General features: G+C 48.1%; 30 protein-coding genes, 3 tRNA genes and 1 pseudogene. 11 read left to right on the forward strand and 23 right to left on the reverse strand.

What is annotated here, in order from left to right; translation table 11 throughout:
* Positions 1-53 precede the first annotated feature (53 nt).
* Positions 54-811, forward strand: a protein-coding gene (locus EZMO1_RS28160) for an IS1 family transposase (protein ID WP_420809906.1) whose coding sequence is annotated in 2 segments (ribosomal slippage) — positions 54-321 and positions 321-811 — 759 coding nt in all. Because the reading frame shifts where the segments join, the coding sequence is not laid out codon by codon here.
* Between the two features lie 609 nt (positions 812-1420).
* Positions 1421-1609 (forward strand): hypothetical protein, encoded by a 189-nt coding sequence (locus EZMO1_RS13245; RefSeq protein WP_034872906.1) that lies wholly within the window; start codon positions 1421-1423, stop codon positions 1607-1609.
* Positions 1610-1901: 292 nt separating this feature from the next.
* Here EZMO1_RS13245 and EZMO1_RS13250 read toward each other — a convergent pair whose 3' ends face one another.
* The 8 genes and pseudogenes from EZMO1_RS13250 to EZMO1_RS13285 all read right to left on the reverse strand — a co-directional run bounded on the left by EZMO1_RS13250 (position 1902) and on the right by EZMO1_RS13285 (position 6566).
* Positions 1902-2411 (reverse strand): hypothetical protein, encoded by a 510-nt coding sequence (locus tag EZMO1_RS13250; protein ID WP_034872905.1) that lies wholly within the window; start codon positions 2409-2411, stop codon positions 1902-1904.
* A gap of 106 nt (positions 2412-2517) precedes the next feature.
* Complete coding sequence (locus tag EZMO1_RS13255; RefSeq protein ID WP_061509525.1) at positions 2518-3312, reverse strand: transposase; 795 nt, start codon at positions 3310-3312, stop codon at positions 2518-2520.
* 151 nt (positions 3313-3463) lie between these two features.
* Positions 3464-4891, reverse strand: a complete 1428-nt coding sequence (locus tag EZMO1_RS13260; protein ID WP_145912468.1) for a transposase — start codon at positions 4889-4891, stop codon at positions 3464-3466.
* A gap of 144 nt (positions 4892-5035) precedes the next feature.
* Positions 5036-5467 carry a hypothetical protein gene (locus EZMO1_RS13265; protein WP_061509527.1) on the reverse strand — a complete coding sequence of 144 codons (432 nt, stop codon included), beginning with the start codon at positions 5465-5467 and terminating at the stop codon, positions 5036-5038.
* Positions 5468-5596: 129 nt separating this feature from the next.
* Positions 5597-5833, reverse strand: a pseudogene (gene tnpA, locus EZMO1_RS13270) (IS200/IS605 family transposase); the annotation flags it as partial.
* Between the two features lie 351 nt (positions 5834-6184).
* Positions 6185-6275, reverse strand: a tRNA-Ser gene (locus EZMO1_RS13275).
* 54 nt (positions 6276-6329) lie between these two features.
* Positions 6330-6420 (reverse strand) — tRNA-Ser (locus tag EZMO1_RS13280).
* Positions 6421-6475: 55 nt separating this feature from the next.
* Positions 6476-6566 (reverse strand) — tRNA-Ser (locus EZMO1_RS13285).
* A 214-nt stretch (positions 6567-6780) separates the two neighbouring features.
* On the opposite strand from EZMO1_RS13285, the gene EZMO1_RS13290 reads away from it, so the two are divergent.
* From EZMO1_RS13290 to EZMO1_RS13315, 6 genes are all read left to right on the forward strand, one after another.
* Positions 6781-7452: a Bax inhibitor-1/YccA family protein gene (locus EZMO1_RS13290; RefSeq protein WP_082211583.1), complete on the forward strand. Its 672-nt coding sequence runs from the start codon at positions 6781-6783 to the stop codon at positions 7450-7452.
* Positions 7453-7527: 75 nt separating this feature from the next.
* Entirely contained in the window at positions 7528-7920 is a 393-nt protein-coding gene (gene tusD, locus EZMO1_RS13295) for a sulfurtransferase complex subunit TusD (RefSeq protein WP_034872904.1), read from the forward strand.
* Positions 7921-7928: 8 nt separating this feature from the next.
* On the forward strand, positions 7929-8288 hold the full coding sequence (gene tusC, locus EZMO1_RS13300; RefSeq protein ID WP_034872903.1) for a sulfurtransferase complex subunit TusC: 360 nt from the start codon (positions 7929-7931) through the stop codon (positions 8286-8288).
* Complete coding sequence (tusB, locus tag EZMO1_RS13305; RefSeq protein WP_034872902.1) at positions 8288-8575, forward strand: sulfurtransferase complex subunit TusB; 288 nt, start codon at positions 8288-8290, stop codon at positions 8573-8575. The genes tusC and tusB overlap by 1 nt, the downstream gene beginning before the upstream one ends.
* Positions 8576-8593: 18 nt before the next feature.
* On the forward strand, positions 8594-8908 hold the full coding sequence (locus tag EZMO1_RS13310; RefSeq protein WP_034872901.1) for a TusE/DsrC/DsvC family sulfur relay protein: 315 nt from the start codon (positions 8594-8596) through the stop codon (positions 8906-8908).
* A 101-nt stretch (positions 8909-9009) separates the two neighbouring features.
* Positions 9010-9984, forward strand: a complete 975-nt coding sequence (locus EZMO1_RS13315; protein ID WP_034872900.1) for a YbgA family protein — start codon at positions 9010-9012, stop codon at positions 9982-9984.
* Here EZMO1_RS13315 and EZMO1_RS13320 read toward each other — a convergent pair whose 3' ends face one another.
* The gene (locus tag EZMO1_RS13320) at positions 9985-10521 is read right to left on the reverse strand and encodes a YaeQ family protein (protein ID WP_034872898.1); all 537 of its coding nucleotides are present in this window, start codon (positions 10519-10521) and stop codon (positions 9985-9987) included. It abuts the gene before it with no gap.
* Positions 10522-10601: 80 nt separating this feature from the next.
* The gene (locus EZMO1_RS13325; RefSeq protein WP_034872896.1) at positions 10602-11435 is read right to left on the reverse strand and encodes a hypothetical protein; all 834 of its coding nucleotides are present in this window, start codon (positions 11433-11435) and stop codon (positions 10602-10604) included.
* A gap of 163 nt (positions 11436-11598) precedes the next feature.
* On the opposite strand from EZMO1_RS13325, the gene EZMO1_RS13330 reads away from it, so the two are divergent.
* Positions 11599-12168: a hypothetical protein gene (locus EZMO1_RS13330; protein ID WP_061509529.1), complete on the forward strand. Its 570-nt coding sequence runs from the start codon at positions 11599-11601 to the stop codon at positions 12166-12168.
* A gap of 13 nt (positions 12169-12181) precedes the next feature.
* Here the strand turns inward: EZMO1_RS13330 and EZMO1_RS13335 are convergent, their stop codons facing one another.
* The 6 genes from EZMO1_RS13335 to EZMO1_RS13360 form a co-directional block, all read right to left on the reverse strand.
* Positions 12182-12625 (reverse strand): ATP-binding protein, encoded by a 444-nt coding sequence (locus EZMO1_RS13335; RefSeq protein WP_034872895.1) that lies wholly within the window; start codon positions 12623-12625, stop codon positions 12182-12184.
* 2 nt (positions 12626-12627) lie between these two features.
* Positions 12628-12960: an STAS domain-containing protein gene (locus EZMO1_RS13340; RefSeq protein WP_034872893.1), complete on the reverse strand. Its 333-nt coding sequence runs from the start codon at positions 12958-12960 to the stop codon at positions 12628-12630.
* Between the two features lie 18 nt (positions 12961-12978).
* Positions 12979-14172: a PP2C family protein-serine/threonine phosphatase gene (locus EZMO1_RS13345; RefSeq protein ID WP_034872891.1), complete on the reverse strand. Its 1194-nt coding sequence runs from the start codon at positions 14170-14172 to the stop codon at positions 12979-12981.
* A gap of 106 nt (positions 14173-14278) precedes the next feature.
* Positions 14279-15310 carry a beta-N-acetylhexosaminidase gene (gene nagZ / locus EZMO1_RS13350; RefSeq protein WP_034872889.1) on the reverse strand — a complete coding sequence of 344 codons (1032 nt, stop codon included), beginning with the start codon at positions 15308-15310 and terminating at the stop codon, positions 14279-14281.
* A gap of 53 nt (positions 15311-15363) precedes the next feature.
* Positions 15364-15846: a L,D-transpeptidase gene (locus EZMO1_RS13355; RefSeq protein ID WP_034872888.1), complete on the reverse strand. Its 483-nt coding sequence runs from the start codon at positions 15844-15846 to the stop codon at positions 15364-15366.
* A 97-nt stretch (positions 15847-15943) separates the two neighbouring features.
* Complete coding sequence (locus tag EZMO1_RS13360) at positions 15944-16570, reverse strand: TetR/AcrR family transcriptional regulator (protein ID WP_034872887.1); 627 nt, start codon at positions 16568-16570, stop codon at positions 15944-15946.
* A gap of 176 nt (positions 16571-16746) precedes the next feature.
* On the opposite strand from EZMO1_RS13360, the gene lexA reads away from it, so the two are divergent.
* Complete coding sequence (gene lexA, locus EZMO1_RS13365; RefSeq protein ID WP_051789291.1) at positions 16747-17346, forward strand: transcriptional repressor LexA; 600 nt, start codon at positions 16747-16749, stop codon at positions 17344-17346.
* A gap of 24 nt (positions 17347-17370) precedes the next feature.
* Complete coding sequence (locus tag EZMO1_RS13370; RefSeq protein ID WP_145912595.1) at positions 17371-17787, forward strand: hypothetical protein; 417 nt, start codon at positions 17371-17373, stop codon at positions 17785-17787.
* Positions 17788-17866: 79 nt separating this feature from the next.
* On the opposite strand, the gene EZMO1_RS13375 is transcribed toward EZMO1_RS13370, so the two are convergent.
* From EZMO1_RS13375 to fadB, 7 genes are all read right to left on the reverse strand, one after another.
* A complete protein-coding gene (locus EZMO1_RS13375; RefSeq protein WP_034872884.1) occupies positions 17867-18112 on the reverse strand; it encodes a hypothetical protein in 246 nt (81 codons plus the stop codon).
* Between the two features lie 160 nt (positions 18113-18272).
* A complete protein-coding gene (locus tag EZMO1_RS28415) occupies positions 18273-18392 on the reverse strand; it encodes a PTS sugar transporter subunit IIB (RefSeq protein WP_461781978.1) in 120 nt (39 codons plus the stop codon).
* Positions 18393-18397: 5 nt separating this feature from the next.
* The gene (locus tag EZMO1_RS27310; RefSeq protein WP_222842109.1) at positions 18398-18538 is read right to left on the reverse strand and encodes a PTS sugar transporter subunit IIB; all 141 of its coding nucleotides are present in this window, start codon (positions 18536-18538) and stop codon (positions 18398-18400) included.
* 178 nt (positions 18539-18716) lie between these two features.
* Positions 18717-19205 carry a DUF6586 family protein gene (locus EZMO1_RS13385; protein ID WP_034872882.1) on the reverse strand — a complete coding sequence of 163 codons (489 nt, stop codon included), beginning with the start codon at positions 19203-19205 and terminating at the stop codon, positions 18717-18719.
* A gap of 110 nt (positions 19206-19315) precedes the next feature.
* Entirely contained in the window at positions 19316-21964 is a 2649-nt protein-coding gene (topA, locus tag EZMO1_RS13390) for a type I DNA topoisomerase (protein ID WP_034872881.1), read from the reverse strand.
* Positions 21965-22639: 675 nt separating this feature from the next.
* On the reverse strand, positions 22640-23815 hold the full coding sequence (gene fadA / locus EZMO1_RS13395) for an acetyl-CoA C-acyltransferase FadA (protein ID WP_034872880.1): 1176 nt from the start codon (positions 23813-23815) through the stop codon (positions 22640-22642).
* Positions 23816-23880: 65 nt separating this feature from the next.
* The gene (fadB, locus tag EZMO1_RS13400) at positions 23881-26031 is read right to left on the reverse strand and encodes a fatty acid oxidation complex subunit alpha FadB (protein WP_034872879.1); all 2151 of its coding nucleotides are present in this window, start codon (positions 26029-26031) and stop codon (positions 23881-23883) included.
* Between the last annotated feature and the right edge of the window lie 8 nt (positions 26032-26039).

Here is a 26039-nt window from a genome sequence, read left to right on the forward strand (position 1 = left end):
GCCCTGTCTGCTAAAATACGACATTCGGCAACTTTGAAAAATGCGGTTTAAAAATGTGCCTTACGCAAGTCCTCTGTACAACATGTGGCAGTAACCAAGTTCGGCCTTTCGGATACAGCACTCATGATGTTCCACGATACTATTGCTGTAATGACAAATGTGAAATCAAAACCTTCATGCTTGAATATCGCTACAAGGCCTGTGAGCCTGGCGTTAAAGAAAAAATCATCGATATGGCAATAAATGGCAGCGGAATCAGGGATACAAGTAAAGTACTCGGAATAAGCAAGACAACAGTAATAAAGACTCTAAAAAAAAAGAAAGCGGTCTGGTAAAGGTCAACCCAAATATTCAAACTATTGATCTCAAGTCAGATGCAATTATTCATGTAGGGCTTGTCTGCCAAGAGGCTGAGCTAGATGAGCAGTGGTCGTATGTTCATGATAAATCGAACCAACGCTGGCTTTGGTATGCTGTTGATCACGCTACAAATACCGTGCTTGCTTATGTTTTCGGAAAACGGAAAGATGAAGTTTTTAAAGAACTCAAAACACTTCTGAAGCCATTTGGTATTAATAAATTTTACACCGATGATTGGGGAGCCTATGAGCGACACCTTGATGAAAACATGCATATTATTGGTAAAGCAAACACTCAGAAGATAGAGCGTAAAAACCTTAATTTTCGGACTTGGATTAAACGGTTGGCCAGAAAGACAATTTGTTTTTCAAAGCTCGAAAAGATGCACGATATTGTTATTGGATTATTGATTAATAAAGTTGAGTTTGGGGTCAATATTCACGCGATATAACAGTTCTGGCCCACTACCCGAGAGGCTTTATGAGTCGATGCCTGACAGTAAAACCAAGCTCTTCTGCCATCAGGGTCAATTCATCTTCTGAGAAGCACTTCTGCAAAGTATTTTTGATGGTACTAATCTGAGAGGGGTTCATCTCTTTAACCATGGTCAGTTGTCGTTGCTATAACAAGTTTGACCATGGGAGGTGAACCTGCAGGATTACTCTCACTAGTGATTAATGCTTAATGTCGTCCCTATGATAACTTTATCAAGAACTGGTGAAGGTTCAGAGCAGTTGATAGCTGAACTTCATCCTCAAATCGTCATGACCGCATCTCCGGTCACCCCGCACTATGAAAATAATGTTCTGCCACAATACAACTGAAGCAGAACCTGACAGTGGTCGATGTTTTTGCAGTGGCTTTTAGACCCTGAACTCAAATTGACCTGGGCTGGATCGTTCGCACCCTCGCTTATCTCATGATTCAGAGCTGGCACCATCAGGTTCCATCTCTGGAACATTGAATGCACGGCAAACAGCCCTTTTCTCCAAGTGAGATTATGGCGATCCGATTCAGTCCGTCAGGCTCTGCCGTTCCTCCGTGAACGTTTGGAGCATAGATGATGCAAACGATTGTGAAAAACTGTGCGGGCATTGATGTCCATAAAATGATGGTCATGGTTGCCATTCGCAAGGAAATGCCTGAAGGCGATACTCAGGTGCTCACTCGTGAGTTTGGCACTTTCCGCAAAGACCGAGAGTTAATGTGTCAGCTAATCCCGCACAACATACGCCTTAAGTCGTATTAAAACTGATTGGTCGTACAGATAATTGATGAGCGCATAAAAACTGCCTCACGCTTTTCGTGCTCCTTTTCCAGTTTGTTTACCCTGAAACCCCGGCTACGATGATCGCTATGATGTGTCGAACTGGATCTTTCTTGCAGCAGTACCGTGAATGATCGCTTGGAACATCTCCTCCCAACTCTCAATCAGCCAGGAAAGAAAGTAACGCTTGGTTCAGCCGCCGCCGTAGGCGGTCGGCTGGAACCATTTGTTATGCCTCGTTTATTGGATTTTATCTGAAAATTTTGTAATCAAATCATTCAACTTTGTTTCTAAATGAAATTTCTGTTCTTGTCACCATGCAAGCTTTGCCATTAAGTTGTGGTGTCAAGTATGCATTTGCATTGCCATCTTTTGTTTGTAACACTGTAGTCTGATTATTTAAGCTGCCAGTGAATTCCCAGTTATTGAATACCTCATCTCTTGCAATGATACAGGGCTGATCAAGCACAAATGTTTCTGAGTAACTCGTATCGCATCCTGATTCTCCATTCGGAGCTGCAATTATTCTTATGTGGCTATCTCCATCACTATAATCTTTTACTGATAGTGCATCATAAAGTCTAGAATCAACATCAATATCATCAATCCACTTAGCATGAGTTCCATGCTTTTTATCTTCAATATAAAAATCAGCAACAGATTTGATTCTTGAATAACACTGATTTATTCCATTTTCTTTTGCCATACTTGAGACAGTAGTTAGAGAAAAGGCAGGGGTTGCTACGACAATTAAACTCATAGCTGTAATTAATCTTAATATCATTTCTTACTCCTAACATGTATTTGGTTAAAATATCAGCAAGTCCATAAAGGTTGTTTTTATTTGTTTCTGTATATCCGAAAATAACACTAAGAATATATGCGTAAAATCACCTACTTGAATTTTTGTTAGTAATCTCGTATTTAGAGGCATAACGCAGAATCAATTTCCAGAGATAGGTGCGTGTTCCACGCGCCCTTAGTTTCAGGGCTTTCTGGAAGACCGGGCAACATAGTTGCTGTATTTGATCCACCAGGAAAGCCAGGAAGGTCAGGTAAGCCAGATTGGTTGCCAGGTGCTGCTCACCGTGACCATAGTTGTGTTCAAGTTCGTAGCCTTGGTTCTTCAGGGTATTGAAGGTTTCATTTTCTATGTGCCAACGACATCTTCCTCCTTCGGCTGTGGGGAGTACAGTTTCTTCGGTTAACGGGATGTCGGTTATCCAGCCCCAGGTGTGCCGTTTGCCTTTCTTGTCTGTTTCGACGTAATCAAGCACATTGACGATTTCAACCGGTTCAGTCTTGTTCAGGGGAACCCCATTGGCATAACGGCACCAGTGTTTGGCACCGTTGCCGTCAGTCATCTCAAATCGTTTGACATCGCCCTTCTGATCCAGCGCATCCATAGCCTCAATCATCGAAGTGTGATTGCCATCTTTGGCAACAATGATGTAGTGCCACCCATAACTTCTTATCAGTCGAACTGTCGGACCATCAGCGTAGAGACCGTCCAGCACAATAACCAGCTTCAATTGCGGGTGATCTCGCTTGATGTCTGAAAGGAGACGTTTGAGGGCATTTTTTTCACAGTCATTCTTGGTTGTGCCATCTTGGTGAACAATGGGCTCGGGGGCCAGAGGCAATACGGTTTCTCTGTCAGGATGGACAATGCAGGCGGCCAGCATCTGGTGATAGTAAGCTTCATTGGCCTTACCTTCATTTTTTATACAGCACTCCTGACAGCGGCACTTGCCGGAGTAGTAAAGCCCTGTCCCATCAATGGCTAATACTCGATGCTGCAGTTTTACCTAAACAAGTAACGTATTTATCTCGATTCTAAGCTGCATCTAAAAGTTTAAACTTCCGGGCGTGTGCTTTGAGTGAGTCAGTTGCCTTTTGTTCTCCCAGGTCTCTACCAGCCATATGCCTGCTCGACTCCCGCTTGGGCAAAGTATGCTCTAAGGCTAAGGCCAGAGCCTTAAGCTCGGTATCTGGATCTTCCGATTCAACCACTGATTTCACCGTAGCAAGCAAGGCTTCTGCATTGAGGCGTTCGATCAGACAGCCTGCGGGCATTCCGGCCTGTTTGTTTTTCAGTAGGACGAATTGCTCAGGGTGCAGTAACAGCATGTGTTCGCACAGCAGGCTCAGGATCACGCCGCGCTGCGATCCGTCAGCACCTTGCTGTTTGCTCAACCTGTTCCAGCCACAATGAGCTTTCCAGTCTTGAATGAAAACCTCGACCAACCACCTCAAGGTGTAAATCCTGGCTATGTCGGTATGCCGCCATGACATATCTGAAGCCACCAGATAGCGATAATCCTCTTCACCCTCATACTTCAGGGCAATAACAAAACGTCTTTTCCCATGAGCCTTAACATACAGCCGAGCAGCCAGCATCGTGACCTGCTCTTCTTTGCCACCGCGTATTATGAGTTGAGTTTCAGCGCCTTTCTGGCGCGAAAAGTAAGCTTTGAGAGTCGCTTCCGAGTGGTTTCGGTTGGATACTTTCTGATTCGAGCGCAGTTGGCTGACAACCTGGGCTCCGCCTGTTATTTCCGCAGCCTTATCCATAAAGTCTCCTGTGCCATACAGTGCATCAGCGAGAATTGCTTTGATCGTAATGTTGGGAAACGAATCAACAAATTCTTGCAGCATAACCAGCGTCAACGACTGCATGGTGGGGTAACGAACATGATCTGGCTCAGGACGGTTCGGTCGTTCTTTTTTCTGAATGCCTTGCTTCCTGAGCGCCTTGTCTTTCTTCCTCCATGCAGATAACTCAGGGTCAGGAATATAAAAGCGAAACCCTACTGGAAAGGTAGCTACTTCAGTAACGAGCACCATAAACACCAGTTCCTGCCCATTAAAATAACCACCTGTTGATTTGTCTTTTATCTTATGGGCACCGTCGATTTTTGAAGTCCTTTTAGTGCGCTTTTTTCCTGTATCGTCGATAGCAAGGGTTCCACTTTGTATTCCATAGCGTAGAAGAATATTTCTGACGCTGGCCTGTAGCAGGCTTTGCCATGCAATTTCTGCTTGATAAAACATCCAGCACAGACGGGTCGCTTTGAATCTGCCTAAGCTTCTGCGCTCAAAAGCAGCCCAGTTAATAGTTTTAGTTACCACGATTCCCATGATAAAAACGCCCAGTGCCACTTTCTGGGATCTACTCAACTGCGCAGAGGAATTGATGGACTTGAGCGAATCATTCAAAGCATCCAGAAAGGCAGTGACAACGGGTAATGGGCGAATTAGCAAGATACGACACTTGACGGTTATTAAGTTCCTATGAGATCTTACCTCCAACCTGCTGCTGTGGCTATGATGGAATCTCGCAAGGCTTGAATTCGGAGCTGCAGTAGTAGTCTGCTCTTATGCCACCCTGCCATTTCCTGCTCTCCCTCAAATATCAAAAACTGCAGCATCGAGTAATAGGTAATGATCCTTCAGGCCGGCGCAAGAAAAGCGGAAGCCCTTGAGCCCTCCACCCCGCTGTACTTCATTGAACAGCAGCTTGAAAGGTTCTCTCATTGCCCCTGGATCTACAGGATCAAGGGTGGAGCGCATGTAAGTGTCACAGGGTATCCTGCCTTGAACCCGGTATAGATGCTTCAAGTTGAACTTGAGTTCTTCGGTTTCCCGCTCACGGTCAAACTCCAGCAAGGATGGGTACTTGAGGTGCATCATAGCGAAAGCCGACATCAAGGTGTCCAGCAATGAAATCTTGTCTTTACGGCGGTTTGGGCGGTGGTCTGGAATGCTGTCGAAGCTGTCGTAGATCATCTGGATCATGCTGTCGAGGCACAGATGCTTTCGTGGTTTATGATCAGGCATGGCTCTGAATAACTGATTACGGTCGTCTATCCCCCAAAATTAGACGCAAAAGTCTGCGAATGCTTCAATTTTCTACGCTGCTGAATCCCTTGTGATTACTGGTTGTAATTGAAAGTGCGGGATTAGCTGGTTGCGTTTAAATATTTCTCTCGCCGTAATGCTTTTTACCGTTTGGACAATATCCTTAGGACTTAGCGTTGGTACTGACTGTATCAAAAAGTGGACATGATCCTTGTCTGTCCCAATTTCCAAAAAATATATCTCATAACGGTCAGTTATATCTAAACAAACTTTCTTGAGTGTGTCGTCTACATCTGCACTGAACACTACTCGTCTATATTTTGCAGGGCAGACTAAATGATACATAAGTACAGTTACATTGCCTGAATTCGGATAAAACTGCTTTTAGCCATCTCTCCAATGTAGACACAAACCCATGCTGCGGCTAACGCCGCAGAATCGCAGCAAGCTGCGGGGAATCAGACCCTAGGCTTCGCATTGAAACTGCTTCTCAAAACCTTGGCCACGACAACCTGAAAACGACAAAGCAATATTTACGATCAAGAAAGTATACTCGCACAACACCATTTTCAGAGGCGGTATCAGGAGCGGATTGATGCAAAAGTTTCACTCTGGTGAAATATTTGATCGTTTCACCCGACTGACTTACGTACAAAGATCACAGTATGAAGAATATGCAAGAATTGAAAATGAGAATGGCGGAGGGAGAGGGATTCGAACCCTGGGCAGGCTATTAACCTACGCCGGTTTTCAAGACCGGTACTTTCAACCACTCAGTCATCCCTCCGCAGGGAATAACACTGCTATAAAAAGCAATATTACTGAGACTTTTAAAATGAAGTGGCGGAGGGACAGGGATTCGAACCCTGGGTGGGCTATTAACCCACGCTGGTTTTCAAGACCAGTGCTTTCAACCGCTCAGCCATCCCTCCGCAAAGAACAACAGTGTATAGAAACAGTATTGTTTTGTGCGCTGCATGTAAAATGTGGCGGAGGGACAGGGATTCGAACCCTGGGTGGGCTATTAACCCACGCCGGTTTTCAAGACCGGTGCTTTCAACCGCTCAGCCATCCCTCCGCAGCGACGAGAGCAATATTACCTTAAATCCCTTTCCTGTCAAACCCTTGATATCAAAGAATATATTAAACATAAGGCTGGATAAGCCCGATTTCTGGTCGAAAGATATTGATTAACGGATCACAGTTTAACAATTCAACACAAACCCAAAGCTATAGCTCCAGCCATAGGCTTTGGTATACTGCTTTATATCCCCAACGTGGAGAACAATGATATGGAACGCAAGCCAGTTACCCTCGCTTCGGCCGTTGCCCAGTCGGGCACGGGTATCGAAATTAATAAAGTCCTTCGTAATACCTATATGTTATTGGGCATGACATTGCTTTTCAGTGCTGTCACTGCCGCTGCCAGCATGGCCATGAATCTTAGCTATATGACCGGGCTGGTATTAACCCTGGTCGGGTTTGGCCTGTTGTTTGTGGTCCACAAAACAGCCGAATCTGCCAATGGTATCCTCTCTATCTTTGCCTTCACCGGTGTCATGGGAGCCGCATTGGGCCCAATCCTTAACCATTATCTGGGTTTTGCTAATGGCCCTTCCCTGATCATGCAGGCACTGGGCGGCACCGCCATTGTGTTCTTCTCCCTGTCTGCTTATGTGCTGACAACCCGTAAGGATTTCTCCTTTATGGGTGGTTTCCTGATGGTGGGTCTGGTGGTTGCCATGGTTGCCGGCATTGCCATGATGTTTTTCAGCATCCCCGGCGGTCAGCTGGCTCTGTCCGCAGGCATCGTCGTGCTGATGTCTGGTCTCATTCTGTTTGATACCAGCCGGATTATTCATGGTGGCGAAACCAACTATATTCGTGCCACGGTTTCCCTGTATCTGAACATCTACAACCTGTTCACTGCCCTGCTGCACCTTTTGGGTGCTGCTGACGACTAAATAACGGACAACATTTCGCAGGCCCTGTCTATGACAGGGCCTTTTTTATGCACAAAGATCTTCAGGATCTCTACTATGAAGTACGCTCTGGCGATATACGGTGCTCCAGCCACCAGTCAGGCAGCACAAACTGCCCTGCACTTTGCCAAGGCTTTGATCAACAAAGGTCACAGCATTCATCGACTGTTTTTTTATCAGGACGGCGTCCACACAGCCACTACCCTTGCCTCACCACCTCAGGATGAGCAAAACCTGCCTGCGGACTGGGCTGCATTTATTGGTGAACACCAGCTCGACAGTGTAGTCTGTATAGCCGCAGCCCTGCGCAGAGGGGTTATTGATGCCAGCGAGGCCGAACGCTATGAACGTCCGGCACATAACCTGACAGATCCCCACCAACTATCGGGTCTGGGACAGCTGATTGATGCCGGCCTTGAGGCCGATCGTCTTGTGACCTTTGGCAGCTGAGGTGAACCATGAACCATTCTGTATGCATTATCTCAACCCGCGCTCCTTACCATGGACACGCAGCCCGCGAAGCCCTGGATGCTGCACTGGTATCCGCATCGTATGATCTGAATACCTCTGTCTTGTTAATGGGGGACGGGGTCTATCAGCTGCTCAATCATCAATCACCAGAGCAACTGCCTCGGAAAAACCTGTCAGCCTTGCTAAAAGCATTACCACTGTACGGAATCGACTCGGTTTTCGTTGATTACGAATCCCTGCAGGAACGTGACATCAGCGAGGACCAGCTCAGCGAAGGCTATACACTGCTCGAAGAAGGTGGTCTGGCGCCATTTATTGCCCAACATGACAAGGTACTGAACTTCTGATGTCCACATTGCACACTGTCAACAAAACCGGACAGGCGCTGGAACTGTGCCTGCGCTCATTATTACTGGGCGATGCTATCTTGCTGATTGAAGACGGGGTCTATGCCCTGTTCGAAGCCTCAGAAGTCCTCAGAGAAGTCATCATTGATATCCCGGTCTATGTTCTGGAAGCCGATATACTCGCCAGGGGCGTTAGTAATCGCGACGATCTGGACATTACAGCGATGAATTATGAAGGCTTTGTCGAACTGACCGAAGCCCATGAAAAAATCTTAAGCTGGCATTAATTTTTAACATTGATTGATATGACTGACCTGATTCTCGATAAAGACGGCTATCTGGCTGACCTTAGCCATTGGAATGAAACCGTCGCCCACCAGCTGGCTGCAAATCACAATGTTGAGCTAACCAAAAAACACTGGGAGATTATCCAGCTGCTTCGCCAGTTTTACAGCGAGTTCGACCACGCCCCAAGCCAGCGCCCCTTTGTGAAATACATTGCTTCGCACTTAGGCAAAGACAAAGGCAACAGTATGTACCTGATGAAACTGTTTCCTGAGAGCCCTGCAAAACTGGCAGCCCTCATTGCTGGCCTGCCGCGACCCACCAACTGTTTCTGACTCTCATGCGCCTGATAACAGGCGCATTTTCAAAGTTAATTCCCCTGCATCTACATCGTCGAGTACACTGAAACTAATCATCACAACAGGGGGAACTGTTAATGGCGATTGTTTCACTTCCGGAATACCAAAAAGAGATCAGCCTGGGCATCAGTGCGTGCCTGATGGGGCAAAAAGTCCGATACAACGGTGACCATAAAAAGTCGTCCTATTGCACTAACCTTCTGTCTCAATATTTTGATTTTGTCACCGTTTGCCCTGAAGTAGGCATTGGCATGTCCATTCCGCGAAAGCCTATTCGACTGGTCGGCGATATCCACCATTATCGTGTGAAAGGTACTGACGACCCAACTTTAGACGTCACTGACCAGCTCTATGACTATGGCAAGCAAAAGGCCACCGAGCTGGATACGATCAGTGGTTACATCCTGATGCAAAAATCACCCAGCTGCGGCATGGAGCGGGTCAAGGTGTATCACGAGAATGGTTCACCGTTAGGCAGAAGTGAACCCGGCATGTTCGCCAAAGCACTGATGGAAACGAGGCCCCTGCTTCCCGTGGAAGAAGAAGGCCGTCTGCACGATCCGGTGTTAAGAGAAAACTTCATCAACCGGGTCGTTGCCTATCACCATTGGCATCAGGACGTACTTCAGGACTTGTCGTACAAAAAAATCGGGGATTTTCACGCCCGCTACAAGTACCAGTTAATGGCTCATGATCAAAAAGAGTACGCCGAACTGGGGCAACTGGTGGCGAAAGGTAAAAACATCCCGATGGAACAGATGGCCGCTGACTATTTTGAACAATTTATGACGCTGATGAAGAAAAAAGCCAATCGAAAGTCCAACACTAACGTACTTCTTCATATTCTTGGCTATCTGAAAAAATCCATCACCAGTGCCGACAAACAACAACTACTCAAACAAATTGAAAGTTATCGTTCCGGTTACATCCCTCTCATTGTGCCATTAACGGTGCTGAAACATTTTGTGGATGTTTATGGTAGCGAATACATTCAGAACCAGTACTATCTTGAGCCCCACCCTGAAGCGATGGGACTGAGAAATAATCTTTAATCAGAGTCTTTGTTCAAGCATCAGATCCAGACTACGACTGCCATCACTCAGCAAGACGTGTCCTTCCTGAATGGTGGCATTGAGTTGCATGGAGCGTTGGGAAAACTCTGCCAGCTGTTGGGTCTGCTCCTGACTCAGGTTAATAATGCGTAAATTGTCAAACCGACTGAACTTGCCGCTGTTAACCTGCCACCACATATCACTGGTATTACCGCCATAGTTGTATAGAACCACCTGCTTCGAACGGCCACAGGCTTTGCGAATACGCTTTTCATCGGGCTGACCAAGATCAACCCAAAGTTCAATCTCATCGCTGTAATTTTTAAGCCACAAGTCTGGCTCGTCTTCGGTACTGATGCCTTTCGTAAACGACAGTTGTTCATCGGCGTGCAAAGTAAAAGCCAGCAGACGAATCATCATACGTTCATCCGTCTCGGAAGGATGGCGGGCAATGGTCAGGTTATGCGTTTGGTAGTAGTGACGATCAAGGTCAGCAATCTGGATTGCTGCTTTAAAGATTGTGGCTTTTAGTGCCATAGATGACAGCTCAGTGAGAATAAAAAGGGCATTTTACTGGCTCCTCATGCCCTTTTACAGCACCATTATGCAAGAAGCCGTTAATGAACAACCACCTCGGCGGGGCTATCAGCGTCACCTTCACGGTTACGCAGTGCAAAAACAAACAAATTGTCGTATACAATCGGATAATCCACACCGGCAAAATCCAACAACTCAGCCAGCTGCTGTGCCGAATAGCCCTGCTCTATCATGGTGCTGACCATTTGTTTAAACGTCTTACGTGCGTCCTGAAACGCCTGATAGTATTCAAGCTGTTTCAATTGTGCCAGATGATCAATGTAGGGATAAATCAGCTTCTGCATTTTCACAGACAACTCATCGGCTGATTCAGGCACTTCGTTGATATTACGGGTTACCTGTTCAATACCATGACAGGCCTGACGCTTTTCCTGATTACTTGACGATAGTCGTACACTAGCACCACAGGCTGCTATACGCTCCTTAATGGTCTGCAATGCCTTTTCTGATGAGCCAAAGTCATTCAAACGCCCCGACATACGCTTGTCGGACCAGTCACGAATTTTTTCTTCCAGATCGGCTTTAACGTTTACAAGAACATCCGGAGCCACTTTCTCACGCCCAAGCCGCATCATCCAATCAGAAAGCAACTGTTCATTAATAGTGCTCACCGTATTGCCCGGTTCCTGAATTTTTTTCTCAAGATAAGCCAGATAAAGACTACGCAGTTGATAACGATACCCTTCAACCACCATGCCCACCGGACTGCTCAGATAAGCACTGGCCATCATGCCGTACTGAATTGAAGAATTAATGAGCGGCTTTGACCCTGTCTGCATCGTTTCATCTTTCGCTGTTTTCGCAATAACGCCGACGGGTAGTGCCAAAAGGGAAATAAGTAATAGTTTTTTCATTCAGGTCTCCAGCAATCAATCAAAAGGCGGATCTGATAGTTATCGGCAAGACTGACCGCTTATTAGCATTGAAGAAAAAATTCATTTTACTCGCACGAAATAGCCAATAGCAGGAAATGAACTACTATTGGTTAGCCTAATAATCAAACAAGTTATGAGTGTTATGTCAGTCCTCAAAAGAACGATTACCTTTGCCCTGTGCATTATGTTTGTTTCAGCCACACTGTCTGGCTGCGCAGGTCGAAAAGCACATCCAGTAACCATCCGGCAATATGGTGACGAAAACCGTTCCTGCGCGGCACTGGAAAGCGAACTCAGGTTTATAGAATCTGAAATATCAAGACTGGTTCCAAAAACTGATAAGACTGGCAAAAATGTGGCACTCGGGGTTGCTGGCGCATTCTTTTTAGTACCATGGTTTTTTATGGATTTGAGTCAGGCAGAGCAGATTGAAATTGATGCCTTCCGACAACGTTATAACTATCTGGCCGGATTGACGGTTGACAAACATTGTGACAAACCACGCCAGCAGATACCCGATTTCAGAAACCCTGCGGCCTTTCAGGAAGAGCAACTTAAAATGCAGCAAATGCAACAGGAGCAACTCTATCAGCTGCAACAACAGCAGATTCAGCGTTTACAGCAGCAACAGATTCAACAGCAGATTGAACAACAGAAACTTGAACTGGAAAAACAACAACAGCGAATGAGAAATAACAGCATCAACCACTGATAGCACTCGATCATCAGTGCCTGAGTGCTTTACTCATGGTAAAAATGTTCTTCCCTTCTTCGGTGGTGTCATAGTCAACGGTATCCATGAGTTTGTTGACAATATGCAACCCTCTGCCGCTGCAGAGCCAGGACTCGGGATGGTCAGGATTAATCTCTTCAGGTTCCTGATCTTTTATGACATTTCCGGGAATGGATGCCCCCCAGTCACTGACTGAAATATTCATGGTGGTTTTGTCCAGCCCGATGCACACCTCTACCGGGTGCCCGGGCTCATTGCCATAAGCATGCTCGATCGCATTGTTAACAATTTCTACCAGACACAGCTCAAGACGATTAATCTCCACGGGCGACAGCGTGGTCATGGCACACACCCCTCTTACCGCCATGGCCACCAAAGTGGTATTAGACAGCTGGCTGTCGATCTGCAAACTCAGCTGATGGTCGCAAACAGGCATACTCAGTCCCCCTGAATGGCATCCGCAACACTATTATGCATGGTAAAGAGTTTATCCATAGAGGTCAGGTCAAACAGATCTTTCACAGCTGGCTGAGCTGATGCCAGTGCGAATGAACCGGAACCGGCTGATTTTTTCAAACCAGCAACAAGCGCTCCAAGACCGCTACTGTCCATAAACCGAACCTGAGACAAATCGACAAGCAACTGATTTTTACCCGACTCGATCTGATCAAACAGATAGGTTTTAAACGACTCCGCAATGGACGCATCCAGCCGCGTTTCATCGACCAGAACTACCGTAAACTGTCCTTCTTCACGTATTTCAAACGCCATGGTGTCCTCCCAGGCTGTTCATGGTTTCCATTCCAGAATCAGGAAAGTCACATCATCTTCAAAGGTCTTACCATGATTCCACTCCCTGATCTGCTGTTCAACCCGTTCAACGGCTTGTTCCAGATTATCAGAAAAACTTTTCTTCAGGCACTCGAGTAAACGAGCCTGTCCAAATTGTTCGCCACTGCTATTCTCGCACTCAGTGATGCCGTCAGAATAAAGGAATAGCCGGTCTCCGAGTTGAAGCTGCAAACTGGTACTCTCATAGTCCATGTCTGGCATCATACCAATCGGCACGCCGCCACCGGCCACCGGATCAACTCTCGATTGCGAGACCTTCAGCCACAACGGCGGCGGATGCCCTGCCTGAGAAATCTGCACCTGACCGGTGCGACTGTTAATCAATCCATAAGCCATCGTGAAATACAGCATGGATTCCGGTGAAGCCTGAAAACGCCCGTTCAGACTCGACAACACTTTTTCTGTAGAACGAATTTTATAATGGGGGGGCTGATCAATAAATTCTTTAACAATGGCACCTCTGTCCGAGGTTTCAGACATAATATTGTTCAGCGTAAAGCTGAATAGCGCAGATGGAATGCCATGTCCGGCCACATCCAGCTGATAGAAACTGATATGCTCACCATCCACTGCCTGATAGCCAAACATATCACCACCCAGTATCCGGCTCGGCTGAAAGAACCAGTTAAAGCTGACATGTTGAATGGTGGCGGGCTTGCACAATAGGTCAGCTTGTGTGGCCGCTGCAGACTCCAGATCCTTTTCAATGATTGCAATCGCCCGGGAAATCTGCCGGTTTCGCTCTTCCAGCGTACTTTCCAGCTGAATAATACGCACTCCCGCGTTCAATCGCGCATCCAGTTCTTCAAAATTCACCGGTTTGGTCAGGAAGTCGTCCGCACCACAGTTCATACCTTCGATCACCGCTTCCCGTTCCGTCTTTCCGGTTAGCAGAATAAAGTAGGTGTAATGTTCAATCTCACTGCTTCGAATGGTCTTTAACAACTCAATACCATCCATCTCCGGCATCATCCAGTCGCTGATCACAATTCTTACTGTCCTGTCCTGCTGCAAAATGGCCAGCGCCTCTTCACCATTGGCAGCTTCCAGCACCTGATGGCCTTTCTTGCGCAGCATGACTGACAGCATCAATCGCTGATCCCGGGCATCTTCAACAATAAGAATATTCATGCCAGACCTATCGGCATGAGTCGCGGAGACTAAAATGATGCGGCAAACAAGGCAAAAAGGCAGGATGGCCAGTTATGCTTAACCTGCCCTTAGGAAAAATGACTAATCAATTATAACGCTCGCGAAGGTAATCAATACGATCTTTGCAGGAAAAATAACGCTCTGATGCGATCAAATCTTCATATCCCACCGCATTAGAAGCCCTAAGTGTTGAGATATCGACTTCACGCTGACTTAACCGGGGCAGATTCGACAAAGCCTCTATCGCTCCCGTCCGACTGCTGAGAATTAATAAGTCGCAGCCTGCGCTCAGTGCCTGTTCAACACGATTGCTAAAACTGCCCACTGAAGCGGCTCCTTCCATTGTCAGACAGTCACTGATCACTATACCCTCAAATCCCAGCTGATCCCTGAGAATATCCTGCAGCCAGACTCTGGAAAAACCAGCCGGACGGCTATCCACTTCAGTAAACACAATATGGGCAGGGATCACTGCATCAGCGCCCTGCTGAATCAGCTCTTTAAAAGGCACCATATCCCTGGCAGCGATCTCGTCAAAGGGGCGATGATCTTCAGGCAGCAACAGATGTGAATCGGCATCGACACTGCCATGGCCGGGAAAATGCTTGAGAACACAGGCCATACCGGCTTCACGAACACCTTCAATCCAGGCACTGGTCATCTGAATCACCTGCTCCGGTTCGGAGCCAAAGGCACGATCCCCAACAACGTCGGTTTTACCGAGATCAAGATCCAGTACGGGCGCAAGACTCAGATCAATACCGACAGCCCGTAACTCAGACGCCATCAGCCAGCCAACATCTCTGGCAAGCTTCAGAGCGCCCTGAGGATCCTGCAGGTAATATCGGGATAGTTGACCAGCGGCAGGTAGTCGTACAAAACCATCTTTGAAGCGCTGTACCCGACCACCTTCATGGTCCACCATAATCAACAGATCCGGACGTAACTGTCGTATGTCCTGAACAAGCGCCTGCAATTGTTCACGGCTTGAATAATTACGCGTAAACAACAAAACACCGGCAATACCTTCATGAACCAGAAAATCCCGATCTGCGCTGGACAGTTCTGTGCCCTTCAAATCAACAATCAAATGACCCTGTTGACTAGATCGCTCCATAGATGAATCGCTCCATAGCTAGCTCGATAGAAGGCCCCATAAACAGCACCTTTCTAGTGATCAAGAATTTCAATGGTTATACCTACAGGGATACGATCGAACAGATCAATAATGTCTGCCCCATGCATCCTTATGCAACCTCTGGAGCCTGGCACGCCCATCTGTGCCGTGTCCGGCGAACCATGAATATAAATGTAACGGCGCATTGTATCGACATTCCCGAGACGATTAAAACCCGGCTCCAAGCCACTTAACCACATAATACGCGACAGTATCCAGTCTTTACGACCCGGGTATTTTGCTTTTAACGCATCAGAATAAATTTCACCAGTAAAACGACGACTTTCAAATACCGCATGCTCCGGCAACCCGCTGCCAATTTTTGCACGAATAATATGCCGCCCCAGAGGCGTCTGCCAGCTGCCTTCCTGTTGTCCTATGCCTTTACTGGCGGTGGACACGCGATAATGAACGCGTTGCCCATCATCCTGATGCAGTACCAGTTCCTGGTTGGGAATATGAACCGTTATATGCACAATCAAACAACCTTTATTAAACGCTTATGCAACACTGTCATCCAGTTATCGACCTGATCCGGCAGCCTCTGAAGCTGGGTACTCAACAGGATGATCATCAGGTGTGGGCTCTAAGCCCTGCAGCCATAAAAGGTACCATACGACGCAGGATTATCACCATGGAATCATCAATGGCAAAGTCCCGTCTGGCAATGGCCTGTAAAGTCTCAACGCCTGACATGGTAAACACGGCAGAACCCAGTATGAAGTAAGTACGCCAGAACATGTCCGCCGGTGGCAACGTCGGACAGGCGCTTTTCAGTAACAGATAATAGCGGTGAAAGGCTTTCCCGTAAGCCTCGGTAAGGTAGTGCTTCAAATGCCCCTGATTCTGACTGTAAGCAAGCCCCAGCAACTTCATAAAGGTTGACAGATCATCATCCTGACGAGGCTGAACAGCAATGATCTGATCGACCAGCAAATTCAAAACCGTCTCCAGCTCGGGTGGATTGTCCGGATTCATGGCATCAAGGCTACTGTCGAGATTCTTCACAAACGGATCCAAATAACGGGCAAAGACTGCCTGAATCAGAGCTTTCTTGGAGCCAAAGTGGTAATTGACAGCCGCAAGGTTCACACCTGCCTGCCCGGTAATGGATCGAAGCGATGTTTCAGCAAACCCGTGTTCGGCGAAGAGTGCTTCCGCTGCATCGAGTATTTTTGTAACGGTTTCTCCCTGTCCCATGCCTGTGCTCTCTATAGTTCAAACAACCGTTTAATACTTTCGTTTTAAACGCGATACCTGTCAAGAAAATAGGCCTGAATCAGACAGGAACAGTTCCAATCAGTGATATACAGCTTGAAACAGCAGTATTACTGTATATAATTACAGTCACTGTATATAAAAACAGATTTACCACCATGATCAAGCTCACCAAACGACAGTCTGAAATACTGGAACTCATTAAATCCCATATTGAAAATACCGGCTTTCCGCCAACTCGTGCCGAAATTGCCAAAACCTTTGGCTTCCGCTCGCCCAATGCCGCAGAAGAGCATCTGCGCGCACTGGCTCGCAAAGGCGCGATTGAAATGACACCGGGCGCTTCTCGCGGCATCCGTATTCCGGACGCAGTGAATACCAATGGTCTGCCCGTGGTAGGACAGGTGGCAGCCGGTAGTCCGATCCTGGCTCAGGAACATATTGAAGACCATCTTCAGTTGAAAGGCGATTTTTTCAATCCCAAGGCTGACTTCCTGCTGCGTGTAAAAGGCATGAGTATGAAGGATATCGGTATCCTTGATGGCGACCTGCTGGCTGTTCACAAGACAACAGACGTACGCAATGGCCAGGTGGTCGTGGCGCGCATTGATGATGAGGTCACCGTCAAGCGCTTCGAGAAAAAACAAAACACCGTACTGCTGCATCCGGAAAATGAAGAGTTTGAAACCATTGTTGTTGATTTAACACAGGATCTGTTTGCTATTGAAGGTCTGAGTGTTGGAGTCATCAGACATTAATGGGGAATCAGGAGGAGGACCGTCATGCGAACGCACACACCAACAACAAACTCGAAAAAAACAGCCCGACCAAGGGTGGATGAATTAATCCTGTCAGGCCCGACATGGCAATCGGGTCTGTTCCTGTCTCCGGTACTGTCCAAACTGGCCAGTGAAGAAGAGCAGCGCTGGCTGACCCTGATACTGTCAGATCACAATCCCGGCAAAACCATTAAATGGCTGAAATCGGAAGGTATCAGCAGCTGCAATGTCAGAGTACTGAACCGCGCCAGTCGAAAGCAGTCACTGGATCTCACTTATAAGGCTCTCGCCTGCGGCACCAGCCATACCGTTATCAGCTGGATTAATGAAATGGATCAGGAAGATCTGTCAAAACTTGAAGACGCTGCCCGCAGTGGTCGGTGTAATTGCCTGACGATCAGAAGCAGGGATGCTGCGTGAACAGCTCCCTGTATTAGCAAAGCGGGTAATGGAAAAGCAGGTAATGGAAAAGCAGTTAATAGAAAGTTACGTTAAAAAATCAGTGCAAAACCCGATGCTCGCCTATGTCTTCTTCACCGTGGTGTGGACTGGTCACTTCAGCCAGCTCCAGCATACCGGCATCGAACATGGCTTTAGCCACCTGCAGATAATCATCCAATAAACAGGTGTGTGCTTCATCAGAGAATTTCAGGGTCAACAGTGGTTCAGCATCCGGATCGCCACTTCGACGCAGTACGATTTCCCCCGTCCTGAGTTCAACAATTTCCAGAGGCGATGCAGACACAAAGATTCACTCCGTATTAACCGAGAGAACAGACTGAATCACAAAAACGAAAAGTTCAATACAATCACTAAGACAGAGAAGTAAAAATGAGAGGCAGGTCAAACTATGAAAATAAAGTCGATAGCCTCTGCCAGAAAACAGAGGCCGGGATATTCGGTTTCTAGGCCGTCAACGACAGCTGCAATACCTTAGTACCGTTCATGGTGCCATAGTCCAGAGGACTGATGGCTTCTACCGGTACATTGTAAGCTGAAGCCCGACTCTGCAAATCGTTCAACATGTATTTCACCTGGGGCCCAGTAACACCACATCGAACTCTTTGACCATTTCATCAAACTGACCAGCACCATGAGCGTCAATTTCAACATCCTGGTCCAACTCAGCCGCCGCTTCCCGCATCTTTTTAACCAGCATACTGGTGGACATTCCGGCAGAGCAGCACAGCATAATTTTTTTTATAATATAGGCCTCGTTGTAGTCACTTCCTCATTCCGTAAAGTCACTATAACGAAGATGAAATCATAATGTAACCGGTTTCATGATAAGTTAGAAAGTTCTGTTTTTCTTGTTGATCGATATCAATAAACATCAGAACAACAGACGATTACCACTCAAGATTAAAATTCCGAAAGTGTCCCACCAGTTCCTTAAATCGCTTCAGGTAATCAGTTGCCGACTCTACAGTCAGATCAGCGATGTCACTTACGGAATCATGGCTGACTAGCTGAATCAAATCATTCGACTGTCTTGGACTTTCAGGCTGAAAAGACACAAAAAGACTTTGCCATAAAAAATCAATCTGGCTTAACCAGCCAGACTCAAGCATGGCCTCTAATTGTGCAAACTCAGACGGTATTTGCTCTTTCTGCCTGACCAGAGACATCGCTTCAGCAAATGTGGGTGCGCTTTCACAGGAGATTCGATACGGCTCCAATATCTCTGCCAATAATGAACGCCATGCCAGCTGCAGTTGCAGGATAAAACCCTCTCTGAAAGCCAGGGCTTCCTGTCGCTCAGCCAGCTTCCATGCGTCCAGCTGAAGGCGCGCAAAGTGCAAACGTTTATTGGTATTGGTTGTCCAGTTATTCTGCATAGCTCATCTCTGCCCGTAAAAACCTCTAAAGAAACAGTGTATTGTTCCTGCCAGAAAGAAAAAAGCCTCTGTCGTATGAACAGAGGCTTTGCAAATCAATTCAGGCTGACTCAGGATTTTTTGGTGGCTCGCTTTTTCGTCTGCTTTTCAACCCACTTGCCTTCTTCGAAAGTTGCACTCCAGCCCGTAGCCTTGCCTGCAACTTCAGACATCACGTACTGCTGTTTAGTCTTGCGACTATAGCGAATAACGGCAGCGTTCCCTTCCGGGTCCTGACGCGGGGCATCCAGCAGATAGTGATACTTGGAATCAATCTCTGCCTGATGAGGAATCAGCTCACTGACCAGAGGTGCACGGGTTTCCCGGTTTTTCGGGAACTGACTGGCAGCCAGGAACAGACCGGATGCACCATCACGAAGAATGTAATGGTCTTCAACCTTCACACACTGCAATTCTGGCATGGGTACCGGGTCCATCTTGGGTGGTGCCGCCTCGCCACTCTTCAGCAGTTTGCGTGTGTTCTTACATTCGGAGTTTGTACAGCCAAAGTATTTACCGAAACGACCCGTCTTAAGCTGCATCTCGGAGCCACACTTGTCACACTCCAGCGTAGGGCCGTCATAGCCTTTGATTTTATACTGGCCTTTTTCAACCTCGTAGCCGTCACAGTCGGGGTTGTTACCGCAGACGTGCAGTTTACGCTGCTCGTCGATCAGGTAGCTTTCCATGGCCGTGGAGCATTTCGGGCAACGATGCATGGCGCGCAGTGCATTGACTTCAGCAAACTCATCGTCAGCGTCCTGCACTTCTTCACCCGGAACCAGGTTTAATGTGCTTTTGCAACGCTCTTTCGGTGGCAACGAGTAGCCGGAACAACCCAGAAAAACACCGGTACTGGCGGTTCGGATCATCATGTTGCGTCCGCATTCCGGACAGGCAATGTCCGTAGGCGTGGGATCATTGCTACGCATGCCTTCCTGTTCAAGCTCGGCATGTTCAAGCTTCTGGCTGAAACCGGCATAGAACTCATTCAGCAGACCTTTCCAGTCTTTACCGCCTTCTGCCACGACATCAAGGTCAGACTCCATATGAGCAGTAAAGTTATAGTCCATCAGCTCGGAGAAGCTCTCAACCAGACGGTCTGTAACAATATCGCCCATCTTTTCCGCATAAAAGCGACGGTTTTTCAGCGATACATAGCCACGATCCTGAATGGTCGAAATAATGGATGCATAGGTGGATGGACGACCAATACCCTGCTTTTCCAGTTCTTTTACCAGTGCCGCTTCACTGAAACGCGCCGGTGGACGGGTAAACAGCTGTTTCGGATCCAGCGCTTCCAGTGTCAGGTCAATCCCTTTTTCAAGGGCAGGAAGGATAAGGTCATCACCCTTTCTGGATATTGCCTTCATCACCCGGGTATAACCATCAAACTTGAGCGTACGACCTTTAGCACGCAGTTCCAGTCCATCCGTATGAACTGTCAGAGTGGTACTCAGGTATTCCGCCGGAACCATCTGGCAGGCAAGGAACTGTCGCCAGATCAGGTCATACAGTCGTTCGGCGTCTTTCTCCAGCCCTGATAAAGATCCGGGCTCAGCGTTAACATTGGATGGACGAATCGCTTCGTGAGCTTCCTGAGCGCCGTCTTTGCTGGAATAGGCAATGGGCGCATCTGGCAGATAGCGATCACCATGATTGGACAGAATAAACTCTCTGGCACTCTCCACTGCCTCTTTACTGAGGTTGGTAGAGTCAGTACGCATATAAGTAATATGACCCGCTTCATACAATCGCTGGGCCAGCGTCATGGTTTTCTTAACGCTGAAGCCGAGTCTCGTACTGGCAGCCTGCTGCAGGGTTGAGGTAATAAACGGAGCCGAAGGCTTACTGCGTGTTGGCTTGTCTTCCCTGTCGGTCAGCTGGTAATGGGCATTGTTCAGACGAGCCAGTACTTTGTCAGTCTGCTCTTTGTTCTGTGGGCGAAACGCTTTGCCGTTATCTTTTACCACCTGAAAACGAATGCTGTCTTCACCCGCTGCTTTCAGATCAGAAAAGACTTCCCAGTATTCCTCTGGCACAAAGCTTCGAACTTCACGCTCACGCTCAACGATCAGTCGCACCGCTACCGACTGAACCCGCCCTGCAGACAAACCACGGGCAATTTTTGCCCAGAGCAGCGGAGACACCATATAACCGACAACACGGTCCAGGAAACGGCGTGCCTGCTGGGCATTCACACGATCTGTATTCAGTGCACCAGGCTCCTGAAATGCTTCCTGAATGGCGTTTTTGGTAATCTCGTTAAATACCACCCGGCGATAGCGGCTGACATCACCACCAATCGCTTCCTGAAGGTGCCAGGCAATGGCCTCCCCTTCACGGTCCAAATCGGTTGCGAGATAGATGGTGTCGGCATTCTCTGCCAGACGACGCAGTTCATCGACCACCTTCTCCTTGCCGGGCAGGATTTCATAACGTGCCTGCCAGCCTTTTTCGGGATCGATGCCCATCCGCTCAATGAGTTGTTCCCGGGCTTTACGCTTCTTGTGAAGCACTTTCTGCTCGGGGGACAGTTTGCGGGTTTCTGCTGCAGCCCTTGCACGGGCTTTCGGGTCAACAGGCTTTTTGGCACCACCAGCCGTGGGCAGGTCACGAATATGACCCACAGAAGACTTTACGACAAAGTCCTTGCCCAGGTATTTATTGATGGTCTTCGCCTTGGCGGGCGATTCGACGATAACTAGAGACTTACCCATGCTACCTTACACATCCTGTTATCTGCTCCATTGTTTCAGCTGCCTGACAGCGGTGTGAGTCTTGCAAAGCACACTGGTCACACATTTATTGACTCCACTGTTAACTCCACTATTGACTCCACAAGCCGCCTGCCATATTCACGTTTCAACGCAGATCGATGCTGAAACAAGAAAGGCCGGGAATTAAAAATTGTTTCAATATATAAGGTCAAGGAAATAATCGGTCAAGGGAAACCATACCTTGAATGTTAATTTTTTTTCCAGCCTCAACGGTTCAAGCTCAACCATACCTGCCTGTTTTTCCTGAAAAAAACCACTGTTCAGTGAAATTCAATACCCATTTGGCAATAACAGTGGCACATCATACTGCTAACAGGCCATTTCTGACGAGCTGTCCAACCTGCCATTAATATCGGGCTGATCACTCTTTTTTACTCTGTATCAAACCGTGATAAAAATGCAACCCTGTTAAGCCAGCAGCCCTGTCTGATCAACTGTCCATCCAACTATTTACTCAACTGTCGGGGTAATTCTACAAGTCAATTCAATTGGATATGATTGGATAAAAAAGTATTAGGTACCCTCAGGTTAACGGTACAGAAAAGGCCGGATAAGTGAACTGCACTTACCCGGCCACATAGTGTTTTTCAGTCACATCAAGCCATGAACATGCTATCAGACACGTTCAAAAATGGTGGTAATACCCTGCCCAAGCCCGACGCACATGGTGGCTATTCCCAGAGCACCATCGTTCTGCTTCATAACATTCAGCAAGGTGCCGGAGATTCTGGCTCCAGAGCAACCAAATGGGTGACCCAGAGCAATCGCACCACCGTGCAGATTGACCATATCGTCCATCTTATCCAGCACTTTCAGATCTTTCAGCACCGGCAACGCCTGTGCCGCAAACGCCTCGTTCAGTTCAAGATAATCAATATCGTCAATGGTCAGGCCAGCTCGTTTAAGCGCTTTCTTGGTGCTGGGAACAGGTCCATACCCCATAATGGCCGGGTCAACACCGGCTACCGCCATCGCCCTGACCTTTGCCATTGGTTCAATGCCCAGATCTTTCGCACGCTCCGCTGACATCACAATCATGCAGGAAGCCCCGTCGGTAATCTGTGACGACGTACCTGCTGTCACCGTACCACTGGCTGGGTTGAAGGCTGGTTTCAGAGCAGCCAGACCTTCAATGGTGGTGTCTGGGCGAATGGTTTCATCAATGGTGAACTGCGCCAGATTGCCATCAGCGTCGTGGCCTTCCATCGGGATGACTTCATCCTTGAAGTGACCTTCCTGAGTCGCAGCCCAGGCGCGCTGATGAGAACGGTAGCCAAACTCATCCTGTGCCTGACGGGTAATACCGTGCATCATGCCCAGCATTTCCGCGGTCAACCCCATCATGCCGGAGGCTTTTGCACCGTACTTGGACAGTTTCGGGTTAGGGTCAACACCGTGCATCATGCCAATGTGGCCCATATGCTCCACACCACCCACCACAAAGACATCACCGTTATTGGTCTGGATGGCCTGCACAGCACTGTGCAATGCTGACATGGAGGAACCGCACAACCGGTTAACGGTCTGCGCTGCAGAGGTATGGGGTATAGACGTCATCAGCGACGCCATTCGGCCAATGTTCCAGCCCTGCTCCAGAGTCTGGTTGACACAGCCCCAGAGCACATCTTCCACTTCAGCCGGGTTCACTTTTTCATTGCGCTTCAATACGCCTTCAATCAAGGCTGCCGACAGGGTTTCAGCCCTGACATTGCGGTACATTCCGCCTTTGGAGCGCCCCATGGGGGTTCTGCCGAAATCGACAATGACGGCATCTCTCGGATTAAGACTCATTACATTATTCTCCTTATCTGACTATTCCGAATCCTGAACGGTCCGATCGATTCAAACCTTTTGCATCAAGCATGGTAGAAACGCTTGCCGTCTTCAGCCATCTGTCTGAGACCATCCGTTGCCTGATACAACGGGCCAAGGTAAGCGTACTGATCCGCCAGTGTGACAAATTCACTGACACCCATGGCATCGATATACTTGAGAATGCCGCCGCGGAAGACCGGGAAGCCAATACCCATCACCAGTGCCATATCCGCTTCAATGGCCGACTGAACGATGCCTTCTTCCAGAGTACGAACGGTTTCCAGCCCCAGTGGAATCATCATACGGGCAATGATCTCTTCATCTGAGAATTCTTTGGGTTCCGCAGCCACCTCCTTCAGCAGTTCAAACACTTTTTCATCAACCTGCTTCTTCGGCTTGCCTCTCTTGTCAGGCTCATAGATGTAAAAGCCCTTGCCGTTTTTCTGGCCAAAGCGCTCCTGTTCAAACATCACATTCAGAGCGGTTTTTACGTCCGTCTTCATCCGGTCAGGGTAACCATCTTCCATGACTTTCTGTGCATGTTCTGCTGTATCAATACCGACCACATCCAGCAGATAAGCAGGCCCCATGGGCATGCCAAAACGCTCCATCACTTTGTCGATTTTTCTGAAGTCGGCACCATCCTGAACCAACTGGGTAAAACCACCAAAGTAAGGGAACAGCACCCGGTTCACCATAAAGCCGGGGCAGTCATTAACGACAATGGGTGTCTTACCCATCTTCCGGGCATAATTAACGACAGTAGCCACTGTCTTGTCACTGGTTTTCTCGCCGCGAATCACTTCCACCAGCGGCATCATATGCACCGGATTAAAGAAATGCATACCGCAGAAATTTTCAGGCCTTTTCAAAGCCTTAGCCAGCTCTGTTATGGAAATGGTTGAAGTATTACTGGACAGTACCGCATCCTCACGCACCTGCCCTTCGACCTCCGCCAGAACCGCCTTTTTCACCGACTCTTTTTCCAGAACCGCTTCCACCACTAAGTCCACACCGGCAAAGTCACCATAAGACAGTGTTGGAACAATCCGGTTAAGTACTTCGCCCATTCCGGCACTGTCCAATCGACCTTTCGACACCCGCTTGGACAACAGCTTGCCAGCTTCTTTCAGGCCTAGGTCAATGCCCTGTTGGTTGATGTCTTTCATCAGAATGGGGGTTTTCTTCAGGGCTGACTGGTAGGCAATACCACCGCCCATAATCCCTGCACCGAGAACCGCTGCCTTTTCCACCGGACCAGACTGCTGAATCCACTCCTTCGCCTGCTTCTTCAGGAACTGATCACTCAGGAACAGACCAACAAGGGCTTCAGCCACCGGGGTTTTCGCCATCTTCACAAAGTTCTTGGCTTCTGCTTCCAGAGCCTTGTCTCTTGGCAGTGTGGCGTGTTTCTGGATGGTCTTAACCGCAGTCACCGGTGCAGGCATGTGCGGCCCGGCTTTCTGGGCAATAAAAGACTTGGCGGTTTCAAACACCATCATGGATTCCATGGGTGGCAGCTTGAGCGGGTCGCGCTTCTCCTGCTTACGTCCACGGTAGTCCAGTTCTCCGGCAATGCAGCGTTGCAACAGCGTCGCCGCCGATTCCATCAGTTTCTCCGGCTCAACCACCGCATCAACGGCACCGATTTTAATGGCATCTTCCGGCTTCCAGGTCTTGCCGGTGCAGATCCATTCAATGGCATTATCGGCTCCGGTGACTCTGGGTAACCGCACGGTTCCGCCCCACCCGGGGAAAATGCCCAGCTTGACTTCCGGCAGGCCCACGCTGCCTTTCGTAGACAGTACGCGATAATCGGTCGCCAGACTCACCTCAAAACCACCGCCCAGAGCAGTGCCATTAATCGCGGCAACCGTAGGAATATCCAGATCTTCAAGACGGTTGAACAGCTGATTGACGTCCATCACCAGCCCGAACAGGGTTTCATCATCCAGCCGGAAATTAGCAACGAATTCAGTAATATCTGCACCGACGACAAACACATTCTTGCCACTACTGAGAATAAGGCCTTTGATAGAGGGGGTCTGTTCAATGGCAGTTAGCGCTTCACCGAGATCCTCCAGAGCCAGCTGGTTGAACTTGTTGACCGATTCGCCTTCCAGATCAAACCTTAACTCAGCGATACCCTCGCTGTATTCCAGCACCTTAAAGGCTTTACCCTGATAGATCATTGAGTGCT

The sequence above is a fragment of the Endozoicomonas montiporae CL-33 genome, assembly GCF_001583435.1.
GTDB lineage: Bacteria > Pseudomonadota > Gammaproteobacteria > Pseudomonadales > Endozoicomonadaceae > Endozoicomonas_A > Endozoicomonas_A montiporae.